This is a genomic window from Streptococcus sp. HMSC072C09 (assembly GCF_001813105.1).
GTDB lineage: Bacteria > Bacillota > Bacilli > Lactobacillales > Streptococcaceae > Streptococcus.
Genome location: NZ_KV811503.1, coordinates 39,799 through 40,389, shown reverse-complemented (window position 1 = coordinate 40,389; position 591 = coordinate 39,799). Strand labels below are relative to the sequence as shown.

Genomic DNA, 591 nt, shown 5'->3' with positions numbered 1-591 from the left:
ACCACGAAAACGCTGATGGCAAATACGAAGCGCAAGTTTTCTATGTGGATGCCCAAGGTCAAAACAAGTTTGTCAAGAAAGCCTTTATCGATTACACAGCTCCTAAACCATCTGCTGATCTGACCATTACAAAATCAGAGTCAGACGGGACTTTCACTATTACAGCTAAGAACCTTCAAGGTTTCGATGGTTATAAAGAAGTGAAGATTCCATTCTGGTCTCATGCCAATGGGATGAAAGATATCATCTGGTACACGCCAACTCGCCAGGCAGACGGTTCATATACTGTAACGGCCAAAGCTAGTGACCACGAAAACGCTGATGGCAAGTACGAAGCGCAGGTCTTCTATGTGGATGCTAACGGACAAAACAAGTTTGTCAAGAAAGCCTTTATTGACTACAAAAATCAATCACGTCCAACTGCTAGTCTCTTGATCCAAAACAACAACAAGGATACAGGTACCTTTGACGTCATCATTAAGGATGTCTACAGCCCTAAAGGTGTGCGGACCGTTCAAGTTCCAACTTGGTCGGATAAGGACGGCCAAGACGATATCCGCTGGTATGAAGCGACTCGTCAAGCGAACGGAG

The 591-nt window shown here is 44.8% G+C and carries 1 protein-coding gene; it reads left to right on the top strand.

Annotation, left to right across the window (positions count from 1 at the left end):
• On the top strand, positions 1-591 hold a 591-nt coding region (locus HMPREF2893_RS08790), incomplete at both ends, for a GBS Bsp-like repeat-containing protein (RefSeq protein ID WP_186822255.1).